This window comes from Celeribacter ethanolicus (assembly GCF_001550095.1).
Lineage (GTDB): Bacteria > Pseudomonadota > Alphaproteobacteria > Rhodobacterales > Rhodobacteraceae > Celeribacter > Celeribacter ethanolicus.
On record NZ_LRUC01000011.1, the window covers coordinates 61,053 to 86,626 of the forward strand.

Genomic DNA, 25,574 nt, shown 5'->3' on the forward strand with positions numbered 1-25,574 from the left:
TTACGCCGAACCCTACCCGTCCGTCCGAGCCGTGACCACCCGAAAGCCGTGCAAACCCGTCTCTCAAAAAAATGCCCGGCACAAAGGCCGGGCGTAAGTCGAGGGACGAGGGACTGCACATCATTCCCCCGATGTGCGAGGGGTCTTCAGGGGATGAACACGGGGCGGGTACAAAAGGTTCCCGCCTCGCGTCAAATCTCAGGATGCCAGACGATACCCGCCCGCTTCGGTCACAAGAATGCGCGCATTCGAGGGGTCGGGCTCGATCTTCTGCCGCAGCCGATAGATATGGGTCTCAAGCGTGTGGGTCGTCACACCGGCGTTGTAGCCCCAGACCTCATGCAAAAGCACATCGCGCGGCACCACGCCTTCGGTCGAGCGATAGAGGAACTTGAGGATATTGGTCTCTTTCTCAGTCAGACGGATTTTCTTGTCGTCCTCCGTAACCAACATTTTCTGCGCCGGTTTGAACGTATACGGTCCAAGCTGGAAAACAGCCGCCTCCGATTGCTCATGGGTGCGGAGTTGCGCGCGAATGCGGGCCAGAAGCACCGGGAATTTGAACGGTTTGGTCACGTAATCGTTCGCGCCGCTGTCGAGACCCAGAATGGTGTCCGCATCCGTATCATGCCCCGTGAGCATCAAAATCGGACATTTCACACCGGATTTCCGCAGTCTTTTGCAAAGTTCGCGCCCATCCGTGTCGGGCAGGCCGACGTCGAGGATGATCAGATCGTAATGTCCTTCCTTCGACTTCTCCATGCCCGCAGCGCCGCAATCGGCTTCGAACACGTCGAAATCTTCGGTCATCACCAATTGCTCGCTCAATGCCTCACGCAGATCGTCATCGTCGTCGACGAGCAGGATTTTCTTGAGAGTGGCCATCACCGTGACCTCCTTTTGTTGTGCCTTGTCCGTGATCTGAGCGTGACGGCGGTAAAGAACAAGATTTGCAACAAAGCTCTCACGCAAGCGTGTCAAATCACCGCGAAATGTTTCACTTTATGACAAAGATCGCTACATCAGAGCCCTGACACGACAACGGACCGCCGCCATGAGCCTTGCCCCGACCCTCTCCGAGATCATCGCCCGCGCCCGCGCGGACATGCGCATGGGGGTGCCGGTGGTGCTCCGCTCCGAGGCAGGTCATGCGCTCGCCGTCGCCGCCGAAGACCTTTCGACCGAGCGTCTGGGCGATCTGCGCGGCCTTGGCGAGGCCTATCTCGCCATCACCGCCCGGCGCGCCGAAACGCTCTCCGCCCGCGCCTATGATTCCGATCTCGCCCGCCTGATCCTGCCCGCCGACGCCGATGTCGACTGGATCAACGCGGTGGCCGATCCCGCCGACGATCTCACCCATCCGATGAAAGGCCCGTTCCGCTCTCTGCGCGGCGGCAATGCGATCTGCGCCCGCGCCGCGATTGCGCTGGCGAAATCCGCCCGCCTTCTGCCCTCCGCCGTCATGGTCGATGTGAAAAACGGGTTTGAAATTGCCGCCACCAACGGGCTGACCGTCCTGCCGGTCGAGGCCGCTCTGCCGCTGATGGCCGATCTCGCGCCGCTGCACGATATGATTCACGCCCGCGTGCCTTTGATCGCCTCCGAGAAATCCCGCGTCCATGTGTTCCGCCCCGAGGACGGCGGCGAAGAGCATTACGTCGTCGAGGTCGGTCGCCCGGATCGCAGCAAACCTGTGTTGGCCCGTCTGCATTCCGCCTGTTTCACCGGCGACATCTTCGGCTCGCTGAAATGCGATTGCGGCCCGCAGCTTCACGCCGCGCTCAACCAGATGGGCGAAGAGGGCGAAGGCATTCTGCTCTATCTCAACCAGGAAGGCCGCGGCATCGGCCATGCCAACAAGATGCGCGCCTATTCCTTGCAGGATCAGGGATTCGACACGGTCGAGGCCAATCACCGCCTCGGCTTCGAGGACGACGAGCGCGATTTCCGCATCGGGGCGGCGATTCTCAAAGAGATGGGGTTCTCTGCCGTGCGGCTCCTGACCAACAACCCGAAAAAAATCGCCCGGATGGAAGATCAGGGCATCACCGTCACCGAACGCGTGCCGCTCAAGGTCGGTGAGAATCGCTTCAACGAAGCGTACCTCGCCACCAAGGCGCACAAATCGGGGCATTTGCTGTGAGCAACGGCCCGATGTTCAAAGCCACCGACATCGTCGTCACGCGCTGGGGCGCCCGCTTCATGGGTCGCCGCTTTCCCTGCTCCATCGGCAAGGGCGGCATCTCGGACACCAAACGCGAAGGCGACGGCGCAAGCCCGCGTGGCAGTCACGCCCTTCCCGCACTCTATTATAGAGCCGACCGCATTCCCGCGCTGAACGGCGACAAGATTCGCGTCGGCGATCTCTGGTGCGATGCAGGCGATCATCCCGCCTACAACCATCTCGTGCGCGCGCCGTTCAAACCCAGCCACGAAAAAATGCGCCGCGCGGATCGTCTCTATGATCTGGTCATCATCACCGATTGGAACTGGCCGAATGCCACGCCGGGAAAAGGCTCCGCCATCTTTGTCCACCGCTGGCGCAAACCGCGCCACCCGACAGAGGGCTGCGTGGCCTTCCGCGCAGATCATCTGCGCTGGATCGCCGAACGCATCACGCCCGCGACAAGATTGGTCATTCGCTAATCTAAGCGTTCAGGGTCCGACGGAAGTCCGACAAAAGTCCGACGTTTTGCCGACACTGAAAATCGTCAGGAATAATCCCGCTCGCCAAAGATCGCGGACCCGACCCGAACGTGAGTCGCGCCCTGTGCAATCGCGGTTTCGAAATCGCCGGACATGCCCATGGACAGGTCTGCAATCTGATTCCGGTCCGCGATTTTTTTCAAAAGCGCAAAATGCAGCGACGGCTCTTCTTCGGCGGGCGGAATACACATCAGCCCCTCGATCGACAGCCCTAGATCGCGACACTCTTGTATAAAGGCGTCCGCCTCGGCGGGTAAAACCCCCGCCTTTTGCGGCTCCTCACCGGTGTTCACCTGAATGAAAAGACGCGGGCAATGGCCCAGTTCTTCGGCGAGGCGGGCAATGGTTTTCGCGAGTTTCAGACGATCCACCGTGTGAATCACATCGAACAATTCCATCGCCTGCCGCGCCTTGTTGGTCTGCAACGGTCCGATGAGATGCAGCTCGACGCCCTCGAAGCGGTCCTTGAATGCGGGCCACTTTCCGGCGGCCTCCTGCACCTTGTTTTCCCCGAAAACCCGCTGGCCTTCTTCAAGCACCGCCTCGACGCGTTCATTGGGCTGAACCTTGGAAACGGCAATCAAAGTGACGCTTTCCGGCGCACGCCCGACACGTTTTGCCTCGGTTTCGACCCGATACTTGATCTCGGCAAGCCCCATATCTGCCTCCTTGGACGATACAACCCACATTCCTTGGATTTCTTATGCCGCGGAGCGTAGCTCATGCAACAGGTGTGTGGCTAAGTTGCATCATTTTTCAGAGAGCTATGCCCACCGCCTCTCGTTTTCTTGACCCAAAGCACGGTTCAGCGCATTTCTCTGGCCATGTGTCGGGTAAGCCGGCATGCCTGATATTCAAAATTCCACGAGGGAAAAAATGAAAAATATCCTTCTTTCTTCCGCAGCGATCGCCCTGCTTGCTGGCGCCGCTTCCGCTGAAGTGACCTGGTCCGGTGACGCAGAAATCGGCTACAACGACGACTACGAAGACGGCTTCTACTGGGATGCCGGCCTCTACATCAACATGTCGCAAGAGCTCAACAACGGCTGGACTGCGTCCGCCTCGCTCGACATCGACCTCGAAGACAGCTCGCAAGGCTCCACCTTCAAGCTTGGCGATGTGGACTCCTCTGACTGGGTCGTGTCCATCTCCAACGACATGTTCGGCCTGTCCTTCGGCGACGTCGACACCGCTTACGCGTCCTTCAAAGGCGTGTCCGCTCTGTACGACAACGATTTCTTCGCTCCGATGGACGAAGCCGCTGATCTTCAAGACTTCATCGACGAACAAGTCGACAACGGCACGCTCCCTGCCCTGGGCGTTCCCAGCGTTGATGGCGGCCTCCTGCTGACTGCGGAATATGGCAACTACTCCGCTGCTGCATCCGTTGTGTCTGTGGACGGCGACACTGATGAAACCGGCCAAATCGCCTTGGCTGCCGATTTCGGCATGTTCACTGCTGGCCTGTTCTACGCTGAAAACGTGATTTTCTATGGCCTCCCTTACGATGACACCATCGTTGATGGCATCGACGACATGACCGTTCTGAGCCTCGGCGCTTCCTTCGGTGGCGCGGACTTCACCGCCTCCGTGATGGATTTCGCAGGTGAAACCGGCTATGGCCTTGAAGTTGCTTACCCGGTTGGCCCGGTGACCCTCGGCGCTTACTACGCCTCCTATGACATGCCGTTCTACGGCTCTGAAGAAGCTTACGGTGTTTCCGTCGATTACTCCGACGGCCCGCTCACCGTGGCTGCTTACTTCGAAGAGGACTTCGTTGGCGCTCAAGAATACGCCATTGAAGGTCAATACGACTTCGGCATGGGCCTGGTTGTGACCGCCGGTTACATCGACGGTGACGACGATGGCACCCTTGGCGCCCTCGACGGCGACGACGATTATGCAACCTACATCGTTGCTGAATACGACCTCGGCGGCGGCGCATCCTTCCTCGCTTCCTACGCAGATGCGAACTCGGTTGCTGCTGAATCCACCGACGACATCGACACCGGCATCGGCGGCTACGAGCTGTACTCCGGCGCCACCGTGTCCCTGTCCTTCTCCTTCTAATTCCTGGAAGTTCAGAAGAACAAAAGATTGGGCCGTCCTTCGGGGCGGCCCTTTTCTTTTCCCTCCCACTTCCCTGCACTTGGGGCCTTGTCCCTTGGCGCGGCGGGCGATACGGTTGCCGCGATGTCTTGAGAGGGAGCGCCTGATGTTTCGCCCAACCCATGTACTGGCCGCCTCAGTGGCCGCGATGCTGACGCTTTCGGGCTGTGGCGCATTCGATTCCGTCGGTTCTGTCGGCGACAGTTTCGGCTCCCTGCCGTTTTCCGGCGGCAAGAAAGAGACCGTGGTCACCACGGACGGCGCCACGCAGACCGTCGACACGAAATCCACCGGTCAGGTCGTCGAGATCCCGAACGGCGAGACCATCGTGATCGAGAGCCCGAAACGGCGCACGATTTTCGGCGGCGGACGCGGGTCGGTCTCCGATAGTGTTCAGGTCAACAAATACATCTGGAACGCAGCGCTCGACGTGCTCTCCTTCCTGCCTGTGCAGGAGGCCGATCCTTTTACCGGCGTGATCATCACCGGCTACGGCACGCCGCCGGGTGGCGGACGCGCCTATCGCGCGGTGATCCACGTGACGGACCCGGCGCTGGATGCCCGGACGTTGAACGTGTCGCTCTATACCAAGGGCGGGGCTGTCAGCCAGGACACCATTCAGGCCGTCGAGGACGCAATCCTCACCCGCGCACGCCAGTTGCGCACCGGCAAGTGACGCCGGGATAAACAAGCCCTCTGGACCCCGGAGAGCCAAGGATTTATGACCACGCCGGGCCTATCTGCCCGGCGTTTGTCTGAGACGAAGGATGTGAACATGAGCCGCTACGCGCCCAGCGAGATCGAACCGAAATGGCAGTCTGCCTGGAATGAGGCGGATGTGTTCCTCGCCAAGCGCGACGAAAGCAAGCCGAAGTATTACGTGCTTGAGATGTTCCCCTATCCGTCGGGCCGCATCCATATCGGTCACGTGCGCAACTACACGATGGGCGATGTGGTGGCGCGCTACAAATCCTCAACCGGCTTCAACGTGTTGCACCCGATGGGATTTGACGCCTTTGGCATGCCGGCGGAAAACGCCGCGATGGCCTCTGGCGGGCACCCAAAGACCTGGACCTACAACAACATCGACACGATGGTCGATCAGATGAAGCCGCTGGGCCTCTCGATCGACTGGACCCGGATGTTTGCCACCTGCGACCCGGAATATTACGGACAACAGCAGTCGATGTTCCTCGACATGCTGGAAAAAGGTCTGGTCTATCGCAAGAACGCCACCGTGAACTGGGACCCGGTCGATATGACGGTTCTGGCCAACGAACAGGTGATCGACGGCTGCGGCTGGCGCTCCGGCGCGCCGGTCGAGCGCAAGGAACTCACCCAGTGGTTCTTTAAAATCTCCGACTATTCCGAAGATCTTCTGCAAGCCATCGACCATCTGGACAACTGGCCGGACAAGGTCAAAACGATGCAGAAGAACTGGATCGGCAAATCGCGCGGCCTTCAGTTTGCTTTCTCCATCGTAGACGCCCCCGCGCATCACGACCGGATCGAGGTCTACACCACCCGCCCCGACACGCTGATGGGCGCGTCTTTCGTGGGCATCTCCGCCGATCATCCGCTGGCCAAGGAACTGGCCGCCGAGAACCCGGAAATCGCTGCCTTCTGTGAGGAATGCCGCAAAGGTGGCACCACGGAAGAAGCGATTGAGAAGGCCGAAAAACTGGGCCTCAACACCGGTCTGACCGTGCGCCATCCGTTCGACACGTCGTGGGAGCTGCCGGTCTATATTGCCAACTTCATCCTGATGGATTATGGCACCGGCGCGATTTTCGGCTGCCCGGCGCATGACCAGCGCGACTTTGATTTCGCGACGAAATATGGCCTTCCGATCAACTATGTGTTTGCACCGGTTGAGGGCGAGTTGAACGAGGCCGAAGCCTTTGTTCCGACGAAATCCGAAAGCGTGAAATACATTCGCGGCTTTGCCGGTGAAGAGGTTCAGACTGGCGACGAGGGTGTGAACAGTGCCGTCGATTTCTGCGAAGCGAACGGTGTCGGCCATGGCGTGACCAAATTCCGCCTGCGCGATTGGGGTCTGTCCCGTCAGCGCTATTGGGGCTGTCCGATCCCGGTGGTGCACTGCGAAAGCTGCGGCGTGGTGCCGGAAAAGAAAGAGAACCTGCCGATCGAGCTGCCCTTCGATGAGGATGGCAAAGCGATTGATTTCTCGATCCCCGGCAACCCGCTCGACCGTCACCCGTCCTGGCGCAACACGACCTGTCCGAAATGCGGCGGCGCGGCGCTCCGCGAGACCGACACGATGGACACCTTTGTCGACAGCTCTTGGTACTACGCGCGTTTCACCGCACCGCATGCCACGACCCCGACCGTGAAAGAAGACGCCGAGTATTGGATGAACGTCGACCAATATATCGGCGGCATCGAACACGCGATTCTGCACCTTCTCTATTCCCGTTTCTTCGCCCGTGCGATGAATGAAACCGGCCACCTGCCGGACAGCGCGCGCGAACCGTTCGATGCGCTCTTCACGCAGGGCATGGTGACTCACGCGATCTACAGAACCATTAGCGAAGAGGGGCGCCCCGTTTATCACTATCCAGAAGAGGTCGAAACTTACTCCTTGGAAGGGAAGCAATTTGCGCTCCTAAAATCCGAAGTCTCCGCTTTGGAAAATAATCCCCTCGTTGATACAAATGACGCTGCGCAGATGCACATGAGACATGTCGGGCTCCCGCTTGATAAACGGGTTGAAATAATTCCCTCCGCCAAGATGTCAAAATCCAAAAACAATGTGGTGGACCCGGTCGAGATCATCAAACAATTCGGCGCCGACACCGCGCGCTGGTTCGTGCTCTCCGATTCTCCGCCGGAGCGCGACGTGGAATGGACCGCCTCGGGCGCCGAAGCCGCCAGCAAACACCTAGGACGCGTCTGGCGCCTGGCCGCCGAACTCGATGCCACGCCGGAGCAAGGCACGGGCGACGAGGAGCTTTTGCGCGCCACGCACAAGGCGATGTTCGAGGTCACTCAGGGCATCGAAAGCTTTGGTTTCAACGCCTCGATCGCCAAGCTCTATGGCTTCACCAACACAATCTCCAAGTCTCAGGCCGGTCGCGAGGCGAAACGCTTTGCGCTCAAGACCATGGCTCAGCTCATGTCCCCCATGACGCCGCACCTTGCGGAAGACATGTGGTCCATGCTCGGCGGAGAGGGCCTGATTGCAAAGGCCGCTTGGCCAGTGCCGGACGAGGCGATGCTGGTCGAGGATACGGTGACGCTGCCGATCCAGATCAACGGCAAACGCCGCGACGAAATCTCGGTTCCCAAGGATATGCCGAAGGAAGAGGTTGAAAAGCTGGTGCTGGAAAACGATGCTGTGAAAAAGGCGCTCGATGGCGGGTCGCCGAAGAAACTCATCGTCGTACCGGGCCGCATCGTCAATGTCGTCATTTGATCGCAGAACCTTCCTGATCTCGCTCGCAGCCCTCACGGGCTGCGGCTTTTCCCCGGCTTACGGGCCGGGAGGCGCCGGGGCTCTGCTCCGTGGCAAGGTCGATATCGACGCGCCGTGGGATCGCGAAAGCTACAACCTGAACAAACGACTGACCGAGCAATTCGGCCCCTCTGAGACGCCGCTTTACCGGCTCACCTATAAGATCTCGACCTCCGAGTCGCAGGTTGGCATCACCCGTGATCAGGAAATTCTGCGGTATCATGTTGAGGGGCAGGTCAACTATACGCTTCTCAACATCGCAACCGGCCAGCCCCTCATTGCGCGCTACGTGTCCAGCTTCACCAGCTATTCCGCCACCGGCTCGTCGGTCGACACGCTGACCGCGTCGCGCGACGCCTATGCCCGGCTCATGGTGCTCCTCGCCGATCAGATGGTCAGTCAGATCATCACCCTTGCAACGCCCACTCCCGCCGAATGAAACTCGCCGCCCGAGACGCCCTGTCCTATTTCGCCAAACCCGATCCGGGCAAGGCCGGGGTCCTGCTTTACGGTCCCGACGCCATGCGCATCGCGCTCCGGCGTCAGGAGGTGATCGAGGGGCTGATCGGCAAACAGGGCGAAGAAGAAATGCGACTGACCCGGATCGCGGGCGGAGAGCTGCGCAAGGACAAGACTCTTCTGCTCGATGCCATCAAGGAACAGGGGTTCTTTCCCGGTCCCCGCGTTGCCTTTGTCGAAGACGCCACCGATCAGGTGAGCGACACGGTGAAGGACGCACTGTTCGACTGGCGCGAAGGCGATGCACAGATCGTCGTCACCGCCGGTCAGCTCAAGGCCACCTCGAAACTGCGCAAGCTGTTCGAAGGCCACCCAAGCGCCTACGCCATCGCGATCTATGCCGATCCGCCTTCGCGTGCGGAGATCGAGACGACGCTCGGCAAGGCCGGGGTTGGCAATATTACGCGTGAGGCGATGACCGACATCGAAGCCCTCGCCCGCACGCTCGATCCCGGCGATTTTCGCCAGACACTCGACAAGCTCGCGCTCTACAAGATCGGCGACCAAAGCCCGGTCAGCAGCGAGGACGTCCAGAACTGCGCCCCCGCCACCACCGAGGCCGAGGTGGACGATGTGCTGAACGTGGTGGCCGAAGGGCGGGCGAACGAGCTTGGCCCGCTGATGGTCAAGATCGCGGGCCAGGGGATCGACCCGGTGGCGCTGTCGATCTTTACTATGCGGCATTTCCGCAGTCTCCATGCCGCCGCCTCGCATCCGAATGGGGCCTCCGCCGGTATCGCCGCAGCCCGTCCGCCGATCTTCGGGCCGCGGCGCGACCGGATGACCCGGCAGGCATCGAACTGGGGCATGTACAAACTCGAAACCGCACTCGGCATTCTGACCGACACGGACCTGACCCTGCGTTCGGCCTCGCGCGCTCCAACCATGGCGGTGATGGAGCGGGCGCTCATTCGGCTTGCCATGTTGGCGCAACGGCGCTGAGCGCAAACGCAGTTTGAACGGCGGCAAAAACATCCCAGATTGGAACAAAAGGAGCCGCACATGATCCCGTATTCCCTTCTCGATCTTTCCCCCGTCCCCGAAGGCGTTTCCACCGCACAGGCGCTGAAGAACTCCGTCGATCTGGCGCAACATGCCGAGGACTGGGGGTATAACCGCTACTGGCTGGCCGAGCATCACAACATGCCGGGGATCGCTTCGGCAGCGACCGCCGTGGTGATCGGGCATATCGGGGCGCATACGACACGGATGCGGATCGGTGCGGGCGGGATCATGTTGCCGAACCACGCGCCTTTGCAGGTGGCCGAAGCCTTCGGCACCCTGCGCGAGCTTTACGGAGATCGGATCGACCTCGGCGTCGGGCGCGCACCAGGGACAGATATGCCGACAGCCCGCGCGCTCAGGCGCAATCTCACGCCCGGCCACGCCAATGGCGAAACCTTCCCGCAGGACGTGCAGGAACTCATGGCCTATTTCGGCGACATGCCCGAGGACGCCCCCGTGCGCGCCTTTCCCGGCACGGGCACCCATGTGCCGGTCTGGATGCTGGGCTCCTCGACCTATGGTGCGGAACTGGCGGCACTTCTGGGCCTGCCCTATGCGTTTGCCTCGCATTTCGCACCTGCCGCACTGGATCAGGCGGTCAAGATCTATCGCGATCTCTTCCGCCCCTCCGAATATCTCGACAAGCCCTATTTTATGCTCGCCACCAATGTGTTTGCCGCAGAAACCGTCGAGGAAGCGGTCTATCTGCGCTCGTCCATGATGCAGACCTTCGCCAATCTGCGCATGGGCAGACCCGGCAAACTGCCGCGCCCGGTAGAGGATATTGCCTCCGTCGTGCCCGCCCGGTTCCTGCCCTCGCTCGATGCGATTTTTGCGGTTTCCGCCACCGGCACGAAGGAAATGGTCAAAGACAAGATCGGCGCGCTGATCGACCGCTATCGGCCGGAGGAAGTGATCTTCGCCGCCAATATCCATGACCACGACAAACGGCTCCGATCCTTCGAGATCGCTTCCGAGGTCATGACAGGCGTGTAAGCGCACCCTCTCCGGCGAGGCGCCCGGTCGCGAGACAGGCGGTCAGAAGATAACCGCCTGTTGGCGCATCCCAGTCGAGCATCTCTCCGGCGAGGAATAAACCCGGCTTTCTCCGGGCTTCGAGCCTGTTCGTCAGACTTTCGAACCGCGCGCCACCGGCGGTCGAAATGGCCTCGTCCATCGGGCGCAGCCCTGCGCCTTTGATCTCGAGAGCCTTCAAGGACCGCAAAAGATCATCGGGGCGCGGCCCCGCGAATTCCATCACCAGAGCGGTCTTTTCCGGCGCCAGACGGAGCGCACGTTTCAGGAATTTTGTCAGAGTTTCTTTCGATTTCCGCTGGATTAGAGCCTGTTTCAACTTCTCCGGCTCCCAATCGGGCAGGAGATCGAGGTGCAGTATCGCCCCCTCCCGCAGCCCGCGGGTCACTGCGTAAATCCCGCCGCCCTCAAGACCCCGTGCCGAAATCACGAATTCGCCACGGCTCTCATAGGTTCCCGCGGTGAGCTTCACGCCTTTCACAGGCCTGCCGAAATGCGCCGCCATATGGGGCGTCCAATCCATCAGGAGACCGACATTGGAGGGGGCGAAGGGGGCGCTCTCCACATAGGGGGCAAGCATCTCGACCCAGTCGCCATTCGACCCCAATCTGGCCCAACTGGCACCACCGAGGGCCAGAATGACGGTTTTTGCCTGCATATTGACCGGCCCGCCCGGCGTCTCGAATGCAACGCTCTCGCCCAGCCCCACCATGCGCCAGTTCCGCCGCAGAGTGACGCCCTGCGTCTCCAGTCGTGCGAGCCAAGCGCGCAGCAACGGAGAAGCTTTCATGACTTTCGGGAACACCCGCCCCGAAGACCCCGTGAACATCTCCTGACCCAGCCCTTCGGCCCAAGCCATCGCCTCTTGTGGACCGAAGGCCTGCAAAGCCGCGCTCACTGTCGGATGCAGTGGCTCATAGGCCTTGAGAAAACGTTCCATCGGTTCGTTCTTGGTCAGATTCAGACCCGATTTGCCCGCCATCAGGAATTTGCGCGCGGGCGAGGGTTTGGCCTCCGCCACCATGACGGAATGCCCGGCGGCAGAGATCACCTCCGCCGCCATCAGCCCCGCAGGTCCAGCGCCAACGACCAGAGCGTCGATCGGTTCGGCGGTCCTGCTCACGGGTGGATCAGCGCCTTGATCCCGGCGATATGATCGGAGGAGGCGGCCAGCGGGGCTTCGGCCAGTTCTGCGATGGCGACCCCCTGCTCGGCGGCGGGCACCAGACGGTCCACCAGCCCCCAAGACAGGGCCTCATCGGCGGCAATCTTCTGCCCCGCCATCAGGATCATCTTGGCCCGCGCCGGTCCGATCAGCGTTGCCATACGTTTCGGGTCCGACGGCTGCGGCAGGAAGCCGAGCTTCATCACCGGGTAAAAGAACTTCGCCCCCGGATCGGACAGCCGCAGATCGCAGGCCAGAGCCATCCCGAAGGCCCCGCCCGCCAGCGTGCCGTTCAACGCCGCGATGGTGAGACAGGGCAACTCGGCAATCGCCCCGGACAGGTCCTCCCACAAGGGAGACGTGGCAAGCCCTGCGCGCGCCTCGTCGAGATCGGCGCCTGCGGAAAACACCTTACCCGCCCCCGTGAGGACGAACACCTTCGCCGCGCTTCGCGCCTCCTGTGCAATCGCGATCAGATCGGACAACATGGCAGAGGTCAGGGAATTGGCCTTTTCGGGCCGGTTCAGGGTCACGGTCCAAAACGCGCCGTCACGGGTCAGGTCTATCATGCGATCAATCCAAGTTGGCGGCGGAAACTTTCGTCCCGCAGTTGCAATTCCTCGCCCAGATGGGCATCGGCACCCTCTCCGCACAGCCACAGAAGCGCACGGGCAGGCCAGTCCGGCGGGACGTGATCGGACCAGTCGAGCTGGCTCACGGCGTTGATGCCCGAAGCCTTGATCTCCCGCTGCATCTGGGTCGCGACCGTGCCAGGCGAAAGACCCATGGCGCGAATGCCATGGCTGCGCTCTTCGAGATCGAGCATGGCAGTCAGCATTGCCGCCCCGGCTTTCGAACTGCAATAGGCGCTCCACCCCTCGACCGGGCGATGCGCTGCGCCGGAAGAGACAGTCAGAACGGTGCCGCCACCGCGTGCGACCATCTCCGGCACGATCCGGCGCATGGCATAGAACACACCTTTGATATTGATGTCGATGAGGCGCGACCAATCGTCCGGATCCACGGTGGACAGTGCGCCGATCGGGTCGATCACACCGGCGTTGTTGACCAGAATGTCAATCGGGCCGAGATGATCCTCGACCTTTGTCACCGCCTGATCAAGCTCGGCATAGGAGGAAATATCGCAAGGCACGGCCAGAGCTTGCGGACCGATTTCGCCCGCGATCCGCGCAATTTCCGTGGCGCTGCGTGCGATCAGGGCCACCTTGGCACCCTCTGCCGCGAAAAGCCGTGCGGTCGCCTCGCCGATCCCCCGGCTTGCCCCGGTAATCAAAGCGGTTTTCCCCATCAGTTGCGACATAATCCGACCTCCCTCGTTTCAGGGGGAGCTTATGCTGTGAACTCACCGGGTTCCAGTCTTGACCCTCCGGCCAAAGCACGAAAATGTGTGCGCGACTGTTTCAGGAGATTTATCATGCGTTCCATGTTCTGGGCCACCGCGCTCACCACCACCTGCCTCACCGCCGGTCCCGTTTTCGCAGATGTCACGCCGGAGGAGGTCTGGGCCTCTTATCAGGACATGATGACCAACATGGGCATGACCCCCACGGCCGAAGTGAGCCGTGACGGCGACACTCTTGTCGTGCGCAACATGGTCTATAGCATGAACCTCGACATGGGCGAGGCCTCGGTCTCGGACACCACCACCGTACCCGAGATCCGGTTCCAGGAACGTCGCCGCGGCACGGTCGCCATGTGGTTCCCCGAACCGCTGACTTCGGTCATGAGCGCACCGACCGAGCCCGGCACGGAGGAAGGCGACACCGTCGAGACCCGCTCCACCGTGACCTATATCGGCGAGGCCATCGTGTCCGGCTCCCCCGACGATATGCTCTACACCATCGAGGATGCCGCGATGACGATGTCCTCCGAACCGGTGGTGGTCGATGGCATGACGGTCCAGCCCGGGGTGACCGGCAAATTCGCTGGTATTTCCGGCACCTCTACCGTGGTCCGCAAGGGCGACAGCCTGTTTTCCAACATGGACATGACGGCCGCGACGCTGACCTATGAGGTGGATGAGATCGAGGATGGCGAAGGCAGCACCGTGGAGGCGGGCTTCATCGGCAACACGCTTGCGATCAAGGGCTCCATCCTCCTGCCGCAGAGCGACAGCGAAAACATGCTCGCAAATCTGCTGGGCCGGAGCACGATGGATGTCACCATGACCATGGCGGACAGCTCCTCTTTCATGACGATCAGCGGTGAAGACGCGTCCTCGAACATGGACATCCGCGCCGCGACCGGTGCGTCCAAGCTGGACGTGGCCTTCCAGGAGGGCACCATCGGCTATGATGTCACGGCGGGGGATCTCAATGTCACCGTCGCCGGTGCGCAAATCCCCGGCGGCCAGGTTGCCGTGTCCATGGCGGAATATTCCGCGGCCTTCCTGTTCCCGCTGGCGGCCTCCGAAGAGGATCAGCCGTTCAGCGCCAAGATCGGGCTCAAGGACCTCATCCTGCCGGAGATTGCCTGGATGATCGCCGATCCGACCGGCCAGCTGCCGCACGATCCGGCAAACCTGCGCCTGGCCTTCGAGGGCACCCTGAACAGCGACGTCGACCTGTTCGATTTCGAGACGCTGATGGCGCTCGAGGAAGAGAGTGCCGAAGAGATGCCCTTCGAGGTGAAAACCCTTGCCCTGCCCGAGATCTATCTTGCGCTGGCCGGTGCGACCGTGGCCGGGAATGGCGCGGGGCATTTCCTCGATCAGGAGTCCCAGGTGCCCGGCGGTATGCCGCCCTTTGCCGGCAAGCTGAACCTGACGCTGAACGGTGTGACCGATCTGATCACCAAACTGTCCTCCACCGGCATCCTGCCGCCGGAGACCGCGATGTCGGCACAGATGATGCTCGGTCTGTTTGCCCGTCCGGGTGATGCGGAGGGCGAACTGGTCTCCGAGATCGAGATGACCGAAGACGGTGCGATCATCGCCAACGGCCAGCCGCTGCCATTCTAAGGCACCCGAAAGACAGCGGGCCGCTTGCGCGACGCGCGCAGGCGGCCTAATTGCATCTGCATGAGATGCAACAATGCGAGATATGGAGGCACACCATGGCAGGAGATCTTTCAGAACTGACCGGGGCGCTTCTTGAAGCCGCGAAAAGGGCCGGGGCCGAGGCCGCAGATGCCTTGGCGATCGACGGCACCTCGCTGTCCATCGGCGTGCGTCAGGGCGCGCTCGAACAGGCGGAACGCTCCGAAGGCATCGACATCGGGCTGCGCGTGCTGATCGGGCGTCGTCAGGCCTGTGTTTCCGCCTCCGACACCCGCCCCGAAACGCTCGCGACCATGGCGGAGCGCGCGGTGACCATGGCGCGACTGGCCCCCGAGGACCCGACCGCCGGGCTGGCCGATCCGTCGCAGATCGCCGCCAACACCGACATTTCCGCGCTCGAGATGTTCGACCCTTCCGACGAACCCTCGCCCGAAGCTCTGAAAGACGACGCTTTGCGCGCCGAGGCCGCGGCACTGGCGCAGAGCGGGATCACCAAGGTGGAAAGCTCCGCCGCCTATGGCAAGCGCCGTATTCATCTCGCCGCGACCAACGGGTTCTCGGGCGGCTACACCCGCACCGACCGGATGATCTCGACCGTCGCCATTACGGGCGAAGGCACCGGGATGGAACGCGATTACTATGGCGACAGCCGGATTTTCGGCGCGGATCTGCTCTCGCCCGAAGAGATCGGCGGTCTCGCTGCCGAACGCACTCTGGCGCGGATCGGCGCCAGGAAACCGAAGACCGGTTCCTATCCCGTGCTGTTCGACGAACGGATTTCCTCCTCGCTCGTGGGCCATCTTCTGGCCGCGATCAACGGCACGGCGATTGCCCGCGGCGCAAGCTGGCTGCGCGACGCCATGGGGGCGGATGTATTGCCCAAGGGGCTGTCGCTGATCGAGGACCCGCATCGCCCGCGCACCTCCGGGTCAAAGCTTTTCGATACTGAGGGTCTTGCGACCTCGAAACGCGCTCTGGTGCAAGATGGCGTCTTGCAAAGCTGGGTGCTCGATCTTGCCACTGCACGCAAACTTGGGCTTGAAAGCACGGCGAATGCGTCGCGCGGGGTGTCTTCTCCGCCCTCGCCCTCCTCCGGCAACGTGGCTCTGACGCAAGGCGAGAAGAACCGCGAAGAGTTGATTCGCGAGATGGGCACCGGGCTTTTGGTCACCGGTATGATCGGCGCCTCGATCAACCCGACCACCGGCGATTATTCGCGCGGCGCGAGCGGGTTCTGGGTCGAAAATGGTGAAATCGTCTATCCGGTCAACGAATGCACCATCGCGGGCAATCTGCGCGCGATGCTGATGACGCTGATCCCCGCCAACGATGCACGTCTGCATCTGAGCCGCGTCGTGCCCTCACTTCTGGTCGAAGGAATGACGCTTGCCGGTGACTGACGACCTGACAGAGGATCTGGAGCTTCTGATCGAGGCCGCGCGCAACGCGGGCGAGATCGCCAGCCCCTATTGGCAGGCGAATCCGCAGGTCTGGGACAAGGGCGGTGGACAAGGCCCCGTGACCGAGGCCGATCTGGCCGTGGACCGGATGCTGCACGAATACCTTTTGTCGGAGCGGCCCGACTATGGCTGGCTTTCGGAAGAGACCGTCGACACCACCTCGGAGCGCCTCGGGCGCAAGCGCGTGTTCATCGTCGATCCGATCGACGGCACGCGCAGTTTCATCCATGGCGATCGTAATTGGGCGCATTCCCTGGCCATCGCGGAAGAGGGGCAGGTGATCGCCGCCGTGGTGTTCCTGCCACTTCGCGAGCGTCTCTTCGCGGCGATCAAGGGCGGCGGGGCCTGCCTGAACGGCAATCCTTTGCGAGCAGGCAAAAGATGCGATCTCGACGGTGCGACGGTGCTTGCCCCGCGTCAGCATCTGAGCGACGAACACTGGCGCGGTGGCTCACCGAAATTCATTCACAAGTTCCGCCCCTCCTTGGCCTACCGGCTCGCTTTGGTGGCGCAGGGGCGCTACGATGCGATGTTCACCTTTCGCAAGACCTGGGAATGGGACGTGGCGGCTGGCACCCTGATCCTGTCGGAAGCCGGGGGCCAGGTGACGGACCTGCTCGGTCAGCGCCCGGTGTTCAACCAACCCGTGCCACAGCTCGACGGCATGGTGGCGGGGTGCCCGCAACTGGCACAGGCCATCCTCGCACGCCTCAAATAAAGCATCACGCCTTTAACCTGAGGCATCAGATAAAGGCGACGCGCGTGCAACGCTTATATCTTGTACTGCGCTCCGCCCAAAGCTGTGTCTCAGTTTTTTGGCGAAAGGCTTTAGTTATTTATAGTCCTCCATATCCTCGGCCACGGCGCGCGCCATAGCGGCGATGATGTCCGGATCGGCGGCATGGACCCGCGACCAGTTCGGGATGAACGGCGTCTCCATCGGGTTTTCCAGAAACACGTTGCCCGCCTGAATGATGTTGTTAGCAAACAGTTCGACCGCCTGTTCTTCGACATGGCGGTCGACATGCAGCCCGTTCATTCGCGCATCGTTGAAATAGGTTTCGATGAGATCGAGTGCGCCGCGATAATAGGTAGCCTTGATCGAACGGAAGATCTCTTCGGAAAACACCGTGCCATCGGCGGCGAGCTTGCGATAGAGCGCCTTGCAAATGTCGACCGACATGCGCGACAGTCCGGTTGAGGCATCCTCCTGCGACAGGTCCTGATGCTTGTGATCGTAACGGTCGGAAATCTCGACCTGACAGACCGCGCGCGGGCTGAGGTTGCGCCAAGCCTCCGACAAAAGTCCGATTTCAAGTCCCCAGTCGGAGGGGATACGCATATCGGGCAGGATTGAGGTCCGCATGGCGAATTCACCGGCGAGCGGGTAGCGGAAATCGGCGAGGAAATCGAGAAAATCCTGCGGCCCCAAAACCTTCGAGAGCGCATGGATCATCGGCGTCACCAGAAGCCGCGTCACCCGGCCGTTCAGCTTGCCATCGGCGACACGGGGATAGAACCCCTTGGACATCTGATAGGGAAAGGTCGGGTTCGCCACCGGATAGACCAGCCGCGCCAGCATCCCTGCCGAATAGGTCACGACATCGCAGTCATGCACCGCGACCACGGCACTGTCGGCGCGCGAGATCGTATAGCCGAGACAGAACCAGACATTGCGCCCCTTGCCGGGCTCGGAGGGCGACAGTTCAAGCTCCTTGAGACGCGCATCCACCGCCCGAAGCCGCGGCCCGTCGTTCCAGAGCACAACATGATCGGCCTTGAGGCGGGAAAAGAATTTCCGTGCGTAGCGATATTGTTCCTCGGTGGCGCGATCGAGACCGATCACGATGCGATGGACGAAATCCACCTTGTTCAGCTCGTCGATGATATTCGGCAGCGCCTCCCCTTCGAGTTCGGAAAACAGCGAGGGCAGGATCAGCGTGATCTTGCGCGAGGAAGCAAAGGCATTGAGATCCCGGCTCAGATCCTCTTCGGAATTGATGCGCAGGTTGTGCAGCGTCGCCACATGCCCGCCCTGATGAAAATCCGCCATTTGTCAGCCTTTCTCTTTGTAGTCTTGTGCAATGCGTTCAAGCACCGCAATGTTCCAACCTTCAGGCCCCGGCGCATGCGTGCGCGTGATCCGGCCCGTGGCCTCTCCCGCAAGGGTCGGGATACCCGGCCCGTGTGAATTCATGACGACAGTGCCGAAATCGGCGGTCTCGATCATCTCGACATCGTTGGGCGCATCGCCCAGAGCCATGGTGACCGGACGGGGATCATAGCGCGCGACGATGTCGGCCATGCGGTCCGCTTTGGTCGCGCCGAAGGACAGGGTTAGATAGCGCCCGCCCTGCCGCGCGGTGATGCCTTTTGCCGCCAGAGCCGCCTCAAAGGCCTTTTGATCCTCCGGTGTACCGGACCAAAGCCCCGGTTCGGAAAACTGTCGCTGCGCCGCAAGCCTTGCCTGGGCCAGAGGCAAGCCGGTGTTCTCGGCAACCTGCTCCACGCTCCAGTCGGAAAATCCGCTGAAACAGGCGCGCAGGTCGGCGGGCAGTTCCGTAAGCGCGAACAAGAGCGCGGCATGCGCGCTGCGATCCGCCTGCATCGCCTCCCCCGGGGGCAGAATCCCGGCTCCGTTCTCGACAATGGCCGGGCAATCGGAAAACCCCATCTCACGCCGAAGATCCGCGATCTCGAAAGCGGTCTTGGAGCTTGCCAGAACCAGCGGGACACCCAATTCACGCATCCGGCGCAATGCCGGTTTCGCAGGGGCCCAGGAATAGCTGCCATGATCGAGCAGCGTGCCGTCCAGATCGGAAAACACGATCAGGCGGGGAGCATTGTGATCCGTCCTCATGGCTCCATGATGGCCTTTGAGGCAGGAGAGGGAAACCGCCAATGCGGAAAATCTCCCGATCCCGCAAGAAAGCGCCCAGAAATTAGGCATACCCCGATGGCCGCTTGACCCCCATTCTGATTGGACTAGGGTGCGCCACATATAATCCCAGGAGACGTTCCATGGCACAAAGACTGCACCTCGTGTTCGGCGGCGAACTCATCGACCCGTCCAAAACCGTATTTCGCAATGTGGATGATATTCACATCGTTGGGATTTTTCCGAATTACGAAACCGCGCATTCCGCCTGGAAAGCCGAGGCCCAACGCACCGTGGACAACGCCCATATGCGCTATTTCATCGCTCATCTGCATCGCCTGCGGGATGAGGAGCAACTGGCCTCGCCGACCGAAGAGCTCGGAGCATAACGGCAGGCCCAGATGGCCCGACCCCTCGCCTTCCTGCTTTACTCCGGCCTGAACGGACGGTCCGAAAGACGTCACACCGAACGTCTGGACCGTCTGTTGTCCGAAGGCACACTGACGCAACAGGCGCGTGACGCCCGGCTGGCCCTCGATTTGCCGCCCCGCCCGCGCGGAGAGGTTCTCTGGTTGCATGCCGCGACCCAGTTCGCGCTCAGACCGGCGGTCGAGCTGTTTGCCCGGATCGCCGAGGACCGACCCGATCTGGTCGGGGTGATCACCATGAGCCCCGGCGTGCATCCCCCGAACGGTCAGAGGCCGGACGGGGCGATCTTTACCGAAGCGCCCGAGGATGAAAACACCATCGTGCGGCGGTTCCTGTCCCATTGGCGCCCCGATGGGCTGATCTGGATCGGTGGCCGGTTTCGACCGACATTGTTGCGCGCCGCGCATGACGACGGCGTCCCCTGCCTCTCGATCGAGGCACCGCACAGCCCAAGCACGCTTGACCTGCCCACGCCGGTTCCAGGCCTGCGCAACGCGGTGCTGAACTGTTTCGATCATGCAATCACCGCCAGCTCCGACAGTCACGGGCTGTGGCGGAGAGCCGGGCTCGATCCGGCTCAGATCGAACGTCTCGGCTATCTCGAAGAGGGCGGCATCGCCCCGATCATCGACGATGACGAACTGTCTCACCGGTCCGGAGACATCGGCACGCGCCCCTGCTGGTTCGCCGCGCAAGTCGAGCTGTCCGAGTTGAGCAACGTGCTTCGGGCACACAAAAGCGCATTGCGACGTGCCCACCGGTTGCTCCTTGTGATGTCTCTCTCCGATCCTGCGACGTTGGATGGCGTTCTTGCGCAATGTGAGGATGCCGGGCTGACTGCCATGGCCCTTGGCCCTGCGGAGAACATTTCCGAAGCCCAGCAAATCGCCGTTTTGACCGGAGATTCCCCGGATCGGGACGGGCTATGGCACCGGCTTGCCCCGGTGAGCTTTCTCGGGCGCTCCCTCGGCCCCTTCGGCGGCGTCGATCCCTATCCGGCCGCAGCCATGGGGTCGGCCATCCTGCATGGCCCACATGTCGACAATCACGCCACCGCCTATGCCCGCCTCGCCGCAGGCAACGCCACGCGTCAGGTCCGCGACGGGCATGAACTTGGCGAGGAACTTGGCCGGTTGATGTCCCCGGATCAGGCGGCGCTGATGGCGTCAGCCGCCTGGGAAATCGCCTCGACCGGCGCGGAGGTCACAGACCGGGTCTCTGCCCTTGTGCAGGACATTCTCGATCTTCACGAAAGGCGGCCGCGATGAAAGCACCGCTGTTCTGGTCGAATTCGCAAGACACTCCGGGCTGGCAAGCCCATCTGCTTGCACCGCTGTCGGCCCTTTATGCCCGCGCGACCGCCAGACGCGTCGCCCGCTCGGGCTACAAGGCCGGCGTTCCGGTGATCTGTATCGGCAACATCAACGCGGGCGGCACCGGCAAGACGCCGACCACCATCGCCCTTGTGCAACGCCTGATCGAACGCGGGCACACCCCCCACGTCGTCTCGCGCGGTTACGGCGGGCGGCTCGAAGGCCCCGTGCGTGTCGATGAACGCCAGCATAGTGCCGATGACGTCGGGGACGAACCGCTCCTGATCGCGGCCTTCACCCCGGTCTGGGTCGCCAAGAATCGCGCCGCCGGAGTGCGTCAGGCCGAAGCTGCGGGCGCGGATGTCATCCTGCTCGATGACGGCATGCAGAACCCTTCGGTCGCAAAGGACCTGACCGTCATCGTGGTCGATGCCTGGCGCGGCTTTGGCAACGGGCGGGTGATCCCTGGCGGCCCGCTTCGCGAACCCGTGGCTGCGGGTATGGCCCGCGGCGATATTTTGATCTCGATCGGAGATCGCCGCGGTCAGGATCGTTTTGAGTCGAATTGGGCCGGATTGGTCTCTGTTCCGCGCGTGGAGGCGACGTTGAAACCTCTGCCGACAGGGCTCGAATGGCGGGGCCAGAAGGTCATGGCCTTTGCCGGGATCGGCCATCCGGAGAAGTTCTTCCAGACCCTCTCCGGGCTCGGCGCCGATCTGCTGCGCACCGAAGCCTTGAAGGATCATCAGCCGCTTTCCATCCCGCTGATGAAACGGCTGGAGGTCGAGGCTCTCGCCCTCGGCGCCCAGATGGTCACCACGGAAAAAGACGCGGTGCGTTTGCCCCGCGCCTTTCGCATGAAGGTGGTGACCCTGCCCGTGCGCCTCGAGATCACCGACTGGTCGCCTATTGACGACCGGCTCGGCCGATTGGGGCTGGATTAAGGTCTTATTCGGCGAGTTTCGCGTCGAGGATCTTCTTCAGATCGGCGTAGCTCATATTGGAATGTTTCTCACCGTCGATCACCAGAGAAGGCGTCGCGTCGATGTCATATTCCTCCATTTCAGCCGTGAACTTCGCATAGAGCTTCTCGGCCATGTCGCCGTCGTTCAGACAGACATCGAGGTTTTCCTCGGTAAGCCCGGCCCGCTTGCCGATCTTGCGCAGGTTCTCGACGATCTGCATCGTGTCGCGACCACCGGCGATCCAGTCGCTCTGTTCGTCATAGAGCATCTTCTGGACACCGAAATAGCGCATCTCACCGCCACAACGTGCGACCATGGAGGCCCAGAGACCAAACTTGTCGAAATACACTTCGCGATAGACGAACCGCACCTTGCCGGTGTCGATGTACTCCTTCTTGAGCGGCTCGAACACGGTCTTGTGGAAGGTCGCGCAATGCGGACAGGTGTAGGAGGCGTATTCGATCATCTCGACCGGTGCGTCCTTGTCGCCAAGCGTCAACTCGAAGATGTCGGAGGTATCCGGCATGTCCTCGGCCTGCGCCGGTGTCACCAGAAAGGAGGTAACGGCAGAGGGCATGAGCCCCGCGCCCAGGGTCGCGAGTGCGGTCGTGATCATGAATGTGCGGCGGTTCATTTCTCTTCCTTCGGTTTGCAGTGTTGCCGGGTCAGGAATGTTCCGGCGAATTTTTCGAGCGCCTGACGTAAGGCCTGATCATGTACACCCTCCGAGAGGGCGCGGGCTTCGGCCCTGGTTTCCGGCGTGATGTCGGGGGCGGGTTCGGGCCTCGGAGCATGAAACGCCACGCGCCCTTCCGAGAACCCAGAGGGCGCGGTTTGCGTCACATGAATGCGGCTGATCGCATTGTACCCGTAAACTGCATTCACCCGGTCGCGGATTTTCGGCACTTCGGCCTGCACCATCGGAGCAAAGGCCCCGGTGGTCAGAAGCGTGAGCGTCGCCCCGAAACCGCCCTTGGCATAGGAGACTTTCACCGGGCGCGACATGGCTGCGGTGGCCTCTCCGACAATCTCTTCCCAATGGGTCAGCAGACGGGATTCGGAAAACCCGCGCGCCTCGGAGGCTTCGCGAATGCGCGTCTGCAAAAGACCGGAGGTGCGTTCGAACCCCCGTTTGCGTCTTTTGGCCTCTGTCTGCGCGCTCGTCATGCTTGTCCTGTGATTTGCCGGGCTGGTGTCTGCCTGTCTTCCGTCTATTTTAGAGGTGCGCGCGCAGGGCGCCAGAAGAAAGCGGATGACAGGACCTAAAGATTGCGTGACGGGATGAAACACGGAGACGTCGCAACGGCGCTTCTCGATTGGTATGATGGTCACGCCCGGGAGTTGCCATGGCGCGTGTCCCCAGCGGATCGTGCGGCTGGCATTGAGCCGGATCCCTATCGGGTCTGGATGTCTGAGATCATGCTGCAACAGACCACGGTTGCGGCGGTGAAAGCCTATTTCCTGCGCTTCACCACGCTCTGGCCGACGGTGGTGGATCTCGCCGATGCCGAGGACGAACGTGTGATGGGTGAATGGGCCGGGCTCGGATATTACGCTCGCGCCCGTAATCTGTTGAAATGCGCACGGGTGATCCGGGACGAGTTCAATGGCATTTTCCCCCGGACGAGGGCTCAATTACAGGCGCTGCCCGGTGTTGGGCCTTATACTTCCGCCGCGATTGCCTCCATCGCCTTTGACCGACCGGAGACGGTGGTGGACGGCAATGTCGAACGGGTCGTGTCGCGCCTGTTTCGGGTCGAAACGCCGTTGCCCACCGCCAAAGGCGCGCTGACAGAGCTGGCGGAGACGCTCACGCCGCAAAGCCGTCCCGGCGATTACGCCCAGGCGATGATGGATCTGGGCGCGACGATCTGCACACCGAAATCACCGGCCTGTGGCACTTGCCCTCTGACGGTCGATTGTGCGGCCCGTCGCGCCGGGGATCAGTCTCGATTCCCGCTGAAAATGCCTAAGAAACCGAAACCAACGCGCCATGGGCACGCCTATGTCGGGCGCACCGCAGCAGGCGAATGGGTGTTGGAAAAGCGGCCCGAAAAGGGGCTTCTGGGCGGCATGATGGGCTGGCCCGGCACGGAATGGCAAGAGGCGCATCCGCCCGAACCTCCCTTTCCCGGCAACTGGCAAGACCTCGGCGAGGTACGGCACACCTTCACGCATTTTCATCTGATCCTGACGGTGCATGCCTCCTCCCATGTGACAAATCCGCCCAAAACCAGCGTTTTAAAGGGGAATAACGCCTTTCAGCCCTCCGATCTGCCGACCGTGATGCGAAAGGCGTTTGACCTGGCGCGCAGCAGTCTAGAAACTTAACCGCATCCCCTGCGGAGGTGCCCCACCATGGCTCAGATCAGTTTTCGCAACGCCCTGCCGTTCTGGCTGTCGCTGACCCTGTTGCCGTTCCTTTGGCTCGGAGCATTCGTCGGCGGCTGGGCCGTGATCATCGTGCCGCTTTATGCGTGGTACATGTTCGGATTCCTCGACGGGATTCTAGGGCTGAACACTGAGAATGCAGACCCGAACACGGCGGAAAGCGAGCTTTTCTGGTATCGCGCCATTACGATCATCTGGTTCCCGGTGCAATTCGTGAACATTTTTGCGCTGATCTGGTTCGTGACCCATACGGATCATCTCTCGACGCTCGAAACCATCGTGCTGTTCTTTGGGCTTGGCGTGTCTTCCGGCACGACCGGCATGGTTTATGCCCATGAGCTTTGCCACCAACGCAACAATATGGAGCGATGGCTTGGGGATTTGCTTTTGGCTTCAGTTCTTTACTCGCATTTCCGGACCGAACATCTGCTCGTCCACCACAAGCACGTTGGCACCCGGCGCGATGCGGTCACGGCGCTCTATAACGAAGGGTTCCATCGCTATTTCCTCCGCGTGCTTCGAGAGTGCCCACGCTCGGCCTGGGAGGCGGAAAAGGCCCTGCTGGCGCGTAAGGGATTGTCCGAATGGAACCCGAAAAACCCGCATTTCCGCTACTGGACCTTGCAGATCCTGATGCTGATCCTTGCCACTCTGATCGGTGGCACAACTGGATTTTTTCTCTTTATCTGTCAGGCTTTAGTGGCGATATGGCAGCTCGAGCTGACCAATTACGTCGAACATTACGGCCTCACCCGGCGGCATCTGGGGGATGGTAAGTATGAGCATGTCAAGCCGCATCATAGTTGGAATGCGGCGCATATGGCCACCAACTGGTTGCTGATCAATTTGCAACGCCATTCGGATCACCACTACAAACCCGACCGCCGGTTTCCGCTTTTGCAGACTTACGACGAGACCGAGGCCCCGCAATTGCCCTATGGCTACACTGTCATGGGGGTGGTCGCGATGGTGCCGCCGCTGTGGCGACGGATGATGAATCCCAAGGTGAAACAATGGCGTAGCCAGTATTACCCGGACCTCGAAACCTTCGAGGACTGGGAGCCTTACAAGAACGGCACCAACCCTCTGCCCCGGCTCTAAGCGC

At 61.4% G+C, this 25,574-nt stretch carries 25 protein-coding genes; 16 read left to right on the forward strand and 9 right to left on the reverse strand.

All coding sequences use genetic code 11. The features are described from left to right. Window positions 1–198: 198 nt before the first annotated feature. On the reverse strand, window positions 199–885 hold the full coding sequence (locus tag NH195_RS06150) for a response regulator transcription factor (protein WP_066704619.1): 687 nt from the start codon (window positions 883–885) through the stop codon (window positions 199–201). Between the two features lie 169 nt (window positions 886–1,054). On the opposite strand from NH195_RS06150, the gene ribA reads away from it, so the two are divergent. Continuing rightward, on the forward strand, window positions 1,055–2,143 hold the full coding sequence (ribA, locus tag NH195_RS06155; protein ID WP_066704621.1) for a GTP cyclohydrolase II: 1,089 nt from the start codon (window positions 1,055–1,057) through the stop codon (window positions 2,141–2,143). 11 nt (window positions 2,144–2,154) lie between these two features. Beyond that, window positions 2,155–2,646, forward strand: coding sequence for a L,D-transpeptidase family protein (locus NH195_RS06160; protein WP_066704774.1), 492 nt, complete (start codon window positions 2,155–2,157; stop codon window positions 2,644–2,646). 65 nt (window positions 2,647–2,711) lie between these two features. On the opposite strand, the gene NH195_RS06165 is transcribed toward NH195_RS06160, so the two are convergent. After that, complete coding sequence (locus NH195_RS06165) at window positions 2,712–3,365, reverse strand: YggS family pyridoxal phosphate-dependent enzyme (RefSeq protein ID WP_066704623.1); 654 nt, start codon at window positions 3,363–3,365, stop codon at window positions 2,712–2,714. A gap of 184 nt (window positions 3,366–3,549) precedes the next feature. Here NH195_RS06165 and NH195_RS06170 point away from each other — a divergent pair, with 184 nt between their 5' ends. From NH195_RS06170 to NH195_RS06195, 6 genes are all read left to right on the forward strand, one after another. Next, window positions 3,550–4,776 (forward strand): porin, encoded by a 1,227-nt coding sequence (locus NH195_RS06170; protein ID WP_081423801.1) that lies wholly within the window; start codon window positions 3,550–3,552, stop codon window positions 4,774–4,776. Between the two features lie 145 nt (window positions 4,777–4,921). Further along, window positions 4,922–5,491 carry a DUF3576 domain-containing protein gene (locus NH195_RS20760; RefSeq protein WP_238379705.1) on the forward strand — a complete coding sequence of 190 codons (570 nt, stop codon included), beginning with the start codon at window positions 4,922–4,924 and terminating at the stop codon, window positions 5,489–5,491. A 99-nt stretch (window positions 5,492–5,590) separates the two neighbouring features. Continuing rightward, entirely contained in the window at window positions 5,591–8,251 is a 2,661-nt protein-coding gene (leuS, locus tag NH195_RS06180; RefSeq protein ID WP_066704626.1) for a leucine--tRNA ligase, read from the forward strand. Next, a complete protein-coding gene (gene lptE / locus NH195_RS06185) occupies window positions 8,238–8,729 on the forward strand; it encodes an LPS assembly lipoprotein LptE (RefSeq protein ID WP_066704632.1) in 492 nt (163 codons plus the stop codon). Before leuS ends, lptE begins: the two co-directional genes overlap by 14 nt. Beyond that, on the forward strand, window positions 8,726–9,751 hold the full coding sequence (gene holA, locus NH195_RS06190) for a DNA polymerase III subunit delta (protein ID WP_066704634.1): 1,026 nt from the start codon (window positions 8,726–8,728) through the stop codon (window positions 9,749–9,751). Before lptE ends, holA begins: the two co-directional genes overlap by 4 nt. 60 nt (window positions 9,752–9,811) lie before the next feature. Further along, window positions 9,812–10,810, forward strand: a complete 999-nt coding sequence (locus NH195_RS06195; protein ID WP_202906485.1) for an LLM class flavin-dependent oxidoreductase — start codon at window positions 9,812–9,814, stop codon at window positions 10,808–10,810. On the opposite strand, the gene NH195_RS06200 is transcribed toward NH195_RS06195, so the two are convergent. The 3 genes from NH195_RS06200 to NH195_RS06210 are packed head-to-tail and all read right to left on the reverse strand — an operon-like array spanning window position 10,794 to window position 13,335. Beyond that, window positions 10,794–11,972, reverse strand: a complete 1,179-nt coding sequence (locus NH195_RS06200) for a TIGR03862 family flavoprotein (RefSeq protein ID WP_066704636.1) — start codon at window positions 11,970–11,972, stop codon at window positions 10,794–10,796. The two genes, NH195_RS06195 and NH195_RS06200, sit on opposite strands and share 17 nt — an antisense overlap. Beyond that, entirely contained in the window at window positions 11,969–12,583 is a 615-nt protein-coding gene (locus NH195_RS06205; protein WP_066704638.1) for an enoyl-CoA hydratase/isomerase family protein, read from the reverse strand. Before NH195_RS06205 ends, NH195_RS06200 begins: the two co-directional genes overlap by 4 nt. Next, window positions 12,580–13,335, reverse strand: coding sequence for an SDR family oxidoreductase (locus tag NH195_RS06210; RefSeq protein ID WP_066704640.1), 756 nt, complete (start codon window positions 13,333–13,335; stop codon window positions 12,580–12,582). Before NH195_RS06210 ends, NH195_RS06205 begins: the two co-directional genes overlap by 4 nt. A gap of 114 nt (window positions 13,336–13,449) precedes the next feature. Between NH195_RS06210 and NH195_RS06215 the strand changes: the two genes are divergently transcribed. The 3 genes from NH195_RS06215 to NH195_RS06225 all read left to right on the forward strand — a co-directional run bounded on the left by NH195_RS06215 (window position 13,450) and on the right by NH195_RS06225 (window position 17,211). Beyond that, window positions 13,450–14,994, forward strand: coding sequence for a hypothetical protein (locus NH195_RS06215; protein WP_066704642.1), 1,545 nt, complete (start codon window positions 13,450–13,452; stop codon window positions 14,992–14,994). 95 nt (window positions 14,995–15,089) lie between these two features. Next, complete coding sequence (locus NH195_RS06220; RefSeq protein ID WP_066704644.1) at window positions 15,090–16,433, forward strand: TldD/PmbA family protein; 1,344 nt, start codon at window positions 15,090–15,092, stop codon at window positions 16,431–16,433. Further along, window positions 16,420–17,211 carry a 3'(2'),5'-bisphosphate nucleotidase CysQ gene (locus NH195_RS06225; protein WP_066704779.1) on the forward strand — a complete coding sequence of 264 codons (792 nt, stop codon included), beginning with the start codon at window positions 16,420–16,422 and terminating at the stop codon, window positions 17,209–17,211. Before NH195_RS06220 ends, NH195_RS06225 begins: the two co-directional genes overlap by 14 nt. A 114-nt stretch (window positions 17,212–17,325) precedes the next feature. Here NH195_RS06225 and NH195_RS06230 read toward each other — a convergent pair whose 3' ends face one another. Both NH195_RS06230 and NH195_RS06235 read right to left on the reverse strand, forming a co-directional pair. Further along, entirely contained in the window at window positions 17,326–18,546 is a 1,221-nt protein-coding gene (locus NH195_RS06230) for a glycosyltransferase family protein (RefSeq protein ID WP_066704645.1), read from the reverse strand. A gap of 3 nt (window positions 18,547–18,549) precedes the next feature. Then, window positions 18,550–19,353 carry an HAD-IIB family hydrolase gene (locus NH195_RS06235; RefSeq protein WP_066704647.1) on the reverse strand — a complete coding sequence of 268 codons (804 nt, stop codon included), beginning with the start codon at window positions 19,351–19,353 and terminating at the stop codon, window positions 18,550–18,552. Between the two features lie 161 nt (window positions 19,354–19,514). On the opposite strand from NH195_RS06235, the gene NH195_RS06240 reads away from it, so the two are divergent. Genes NH195_RS06240 through lpxK form a run of 3 tightly spaced genes read left to right on the forward strand, consistent with a single transcriptional unit; the run spans window position 19,515 to window position 22,057 of the window. Further along, on the forward strand, window positions 19,515–19,760 hold the full coding sequence (locus tag NH195_RS06240) for a DUF4170 domain-containing protein (RefSeq protein ID WP_066704649.1): 246 nt from the start codon (window positions 19,515–19,517) through the stop codon (window positions 19,758–19,760). 12 nt (window positions 19,761–19,772) lie between these two features. Beyond that, window positions 19,773–21,068 (forward strand): 3-deoxy-D-manno-octulosonic acid transferase, encoded by a 1,296-nt coding sequence (locus NH195_RS06245; protein WP_066704651.1) that lies wholly within the window; start codon window positions 19,773–19,775, stop codon window positions 21,066–21,068. Then, a complete protein-coding gene (gene lpxK / locus NH195_RS06250; protein WP_066704652.1) occupies window positions 21,065–22,057 on the forward strand; it encodes a tetraacyldisaccharide 4'-kinase in 993 nt (330 codons plus the stop codon). Before NH195_RS06245 ends, lpxK begins: the two co-directional genes overlap by 4 nt. A 4-nt stretch (window positions 22,058–22,061) precedes the next feature. Here lpxK and NH195_RS06255 read toward each other — a convergent pair whose 3' ends face one another. Continuing rightward, on the reverse strand, window positions 22,062–22,712 hold the full coding sequence (locus NH195_RS06255) for a DsbA family protein (protein WP_066704654.1): 651 nt from the start codon (window positions 22,710–22,712) through the stop codon (window positions 22,062–22,064). Next, window positions 22,709–23,245, reverse strand: coding sequence for a DUF721 domain-containing protein (locus NH195_RS06260; protein ID WP_066704656.1), 537 nt, complete (start codon window positions 23,243–23,245; stop codon window positions 22,709–22,711). Before NH195_RS06260 ends, NH195_RS06255 begins: the two co-directional genes overlap by 4 nt. 114 nt (window positions 23,246–23,359) lie before the next feature. Here NH195_RS06260 and mutY point away from each other — a divergent pair, with 114 nt between their 5' ends. Both mutY and NH195_RS06270 read left to right on the forward strand, forming a co-directional pair. Next, window positions 23,360–24,409 (forward strand): A/G-specific adenine glycosylase, encoded by a 1,050-nt coding sequence (gene mutY / locus NH195_RS06265; RefSeq protein ID WP_066704658.1) that lies wholly within the window; start codon window positions 23,360–23,362, stop codon window positions 24,407–24,409. A gap of 27 nt (window positions 24,410–24,436) precedes the next feature. Further along, window positions 24,437–25,570, forward strand: coding sequence for an alkane 1-monooxygenase (locus NH195_RS06270; protein ID WP_066704663.1), 1,134 nt, complete (start codon window positions 24,437–24,439; stop codon window positions 25,568–25,570). Window positions 25,571–25,574: the final 4 nt, after the last annotated feature.